Raw genomic sequence first — 3,497 nt, forward strand, 5'->3', positions numbered from 1 at the left:
CAAAGCCCATCTGCGTCGCGTTGCCGAACGCACCCGTGACGCCTTGTGGGACAGGATCGGCACCCTGATCGACCAGTTCTCGCCCGCAGAGTGCATAAATTTCTTCACCGCCGCTGGATATGAGCCAGATTGAAAAGAAAATGCTCTACCCGGGTGTAGCATGAATCTTGGCGTTATTATAAATATCAAGAAGTCCCGAATTCTGAAGTATTATAGAGGCATTTATAATAGTTTGGAATGATATTTCTGCCAATACTGCTATATCAAAAAATGAGTGATGGCCATCTGCAAAGTTAAGAATCCATAAAAGGCTCATCTGATCTGGTTTGTTGTCATCGTCTCCAGAAAGTGAAGCAGGTAACGGGTAAAGTCCACGTCTGCCCAACTGTGGCTCGCCAAATGGGAAGCGATTAACAGGATAAGCATCGTTCTCAAGAAGAAAAATAAATTTCAGAATGAATTGATAAGAAGAAAAAAGCGCCTCTGGCTGCACAAAATCAAGATTATCCGCAGATGTGTGATATTCTGGAAATGAACCATTCGGAGAACGCATCAAACATCCTACCGGCAAATTGAAACCAGGAGAACAATACTGTCTTTCATCATAGCCGTAAGGTTCAAATTCCCGAATGTTAGCATTGTCTTCGTTACTAATGAGCCATTCAAGATATCGATTGATAGAAGCTGCATTGTTGCGTGATTTCTTATATGTTAGTCCGCTACCATCTCCCAAGCAACTTAAGACCAGTCCGGCTCGAATTCTTTTCGTATTTTCAATATTATTTGCCAGCCAAGTGATTGCGCCTATTGTGCCTGGAACAAAGACGAAACGATATGAAAAACGTAGGTCATTCGTTGCCTGCAATGCGCGAATAAGTTCAATTGCTACAGCAATTGAAGAAAGATTGTCATTGGCGAGAGACGGATGGCAGCAGTGAATGGAAAAAAATATTTCTTCTTCAGAACGTCCTGGGATAAAAACCTCGCCATATGTCAGATGACCGGGTTCAAGAGAAACATTAATATCAACGTCATATTCAGCGTCCGTCATGGCATCTTTTTGTTGATTGGAAACACAGAAGCCCCAATCACGGTTATAATAACTCGTTCGATATGGAATCAGATTAGGCTGCTCTGAAATAGAAAATAAATGATTAAGCAGTACATCTCTCGATATTCGACCGCGAAACGGAATACTATATTGCAAAAGATGCAAATTATTTTCCTTAATATCAATAATAATTTCACCAGAATGCGTCCTGATTGTAGCCGAATTAACATTCCACTCATCTGGAATCTGCCAATCCAAGACGGGTGTTCCTGATGGAACATTTATCATCTGAAAATTCTGGACTCGATCATCAATATATTTTAAAGTACATCTTATACCTTTTCCAGTTATACTTCGAAATATAGGGAATAATGCCTCAACATGTGTAAAAATGGTACCCGGCGTAGTGGCGTTTCTTAGGATGGAATAAAACTCTGGTTTGATCATAAAAAGGTCCATTATTTAATACTCAATTTTATATCATAACAAACGACTATGATCCAAAACTATTATATAGTATGTAATTCATTTTTTCGTTAGCGATTTTTCTAACTCTGGTTGCGCGCTTTATTAATGCCGCATAAAGGTCGCGTTTATACAAAGAAAAAGGAAAGCGACGAAGGGTTTTATGAAATAAACTTGTAGGATTAAAATATCGACCAGGTCGTCCTTCGTACCGGATAATGCTATTTACGTAACGCTTGGCATCTAACACAGGATGAAGAAATTGCTCTTCCACCATGGTTTGAATGTCGCCTTCAAACAATGGTGGATAATGCGAAAAAAAATTTGCAGCACCGTAGTCTGTAAGTTGTGAAACGGTTAGTCTACTGGTTTTTAGCTCCGTTCCCATGAACAACTCGGCGTGGGGCCAAACCTTTATCTTCCCGGAATTTATCTGATCGGAAAGATACAAGCGACGTGATAAAAGTTCTGCTACAGCTCTTCGGGAAAAAACAGCAAACGGAAAATATGTTTTTTCAACAGTATCTTTTGGATACACACCTGAAATACTATAAATATAGTCACAATCATAAAATGGATCGTCTACAGTAAATGCCACGACATCCTGAAAATCTTTAATAACACGCTCCATTAAAACAGATATGTTTGCCCGGACAACGACATCATATTCCCATATAATATAATAGTCATATTTATTGAATAATTTAAAGTAATAGTATAGCGGATAATCAGCATTATACCAAGTGCAATCGCTTTTGTCACCAATGTATAATCCCATTTTTTCAAAATCTGCTATACAAAATGTCACAAAGGGTAAATTATTTATTGGTGGGCAGATTCCGTTCGTGTTGTTTGCAAGAATGATGACTTCAAAAGGACTGTTTTGTTTGACCATTTTGTATTGGCGAAAAACAAAATCATCCCAAACATGCGTTCGAAACAAGATGACACAGTTCATAGATTTTGCTCCATAATCGTGGTGGAAACTGCGATCGGTAATTTCTATTTATTGCGCAAAATATCTTAGAGAGTCTATTTTTAATTTGTGTGTAGTATGCACGTCATACGTAGTGCATATTGCTTACGCCGTGTCGTCAGTTAGGCTCAAACCCCATTAATTTTTGGAAAGGATGTTGATTCAAGCTCTGAGAGGAGACTGAAGATGAATAATCTGTAATGGCTGACGGATGGCCCGTTTGCAGCCGTTCTTCGCAAAGAACCATGGTCACCCCCGAGCAGACGATCACCGTGTGCTGAGCGGCATCACCTTCGTAAATCGCATGGCCTGCACTGGCGTGACGCGTCGCGTTCAACGGCCCACATAAGACGCTGTAAAATCGCTGGAAACGTTGGGGCACCATGGGGATCTTTGCCCGGATGATGAAATACCTTTCCGTCGGGAGGGTGGAAGCTCAGACCATCATGATTGATGCGACTTACCTCAATGTACACCGGACAGCTTCAGGCCTGGGGGGTAAAAAAGGAGACAGGGCGACGATCATCGGATGGACAAAAGGCGGTATGAATACGAAGCTGCATGCCATCACAAACTGGAACGCACATCTGCTCAGCTTCTTCATGACAGCAGGTCAGATCAGCGATTATACGGGAGTGACTACCTTGCTGGACAGCTTTCCCAAAGCACAATGGATGCTGGCGGACCGGAGTTATGATGCCGACTGGTTCAGAAAAGCGCTGGAAGAGAAAGGAATTAAACCCTGCGTTCCAGACCGGAAATCCCGGGGAAAATCCATCAGATATGACCGACGACGCTATAAGCGCTGCAATCGTATTGAGATCATGTTCGGCCGTCTGAAGGACTGGCGAAGTGTTGCCACATGTTACGTCAGATGCCCGACTGTCTTCCTCTTAGGGCGTGTCGTCAGTTAAGCGGGAGGATTATGCCGCTTGTACTCTCGTCTGATCTGTGATTTTTTCTTCCTGTTTCTGGAACGGGGAGAGAGTGAATGCGTCGGTATGG

Annotated in this window: 2 protein-coding genes and 1 pseudogene; 1 reads left to right on the top strand and 2 read right to left on the bottom strand. The window is 42.0% G+C overall.

The genetic code is table 11. From position 1 onward, the window contains the following. Window positions 1-145 precede the first annotated feature (145 nt). Window positions 146-1,498 carry a DUF4910 domain-containing protein gene (locus tag GOB93_RS20595; protein WP_173585231.1) on the bottom strand — a complete coding sequence of 451 codons (1,353 nt, stop codon included), beginning with the start codon at window positions 1,496-1,498 and terminating at the stop codon, window positions 146-148. A 46-nt stretch (window positions 1,499-1,544) separates the two neighbouring features. Next, a complete protein-coding gene (locus GOB93_RS20600; RefSeq protein WP_173585232.1) occupies window positions 1,545-2,474 on the bottom strand; it encodes a hypothetical protein in 930 nt (309 codons plus the stop codon). 229 nt (window positions 2,475-2,703) lie between these two features. Between GOB93_RS20600 and GOB93_RS20605 the strand changes: the two are divergent. Further along, window positions 2,704-3,406 (top strand): annotated as a pseudogene (locus tag GOB93_RS20605) (IS5 family transposase). The last annotated feature ends 91 nt before the right edge of the window (window positions 3,407-3,497 follow it).

The organism is Acetobacter musti, assembly GCF_011516835.1.
Taxonomy (GTDB): Bacteria; Pseudomonadota; Alphaproteobacteria; order Acetobacterales; family Acetobacteraceae; genus Acetobacter; species Acetobacter musti.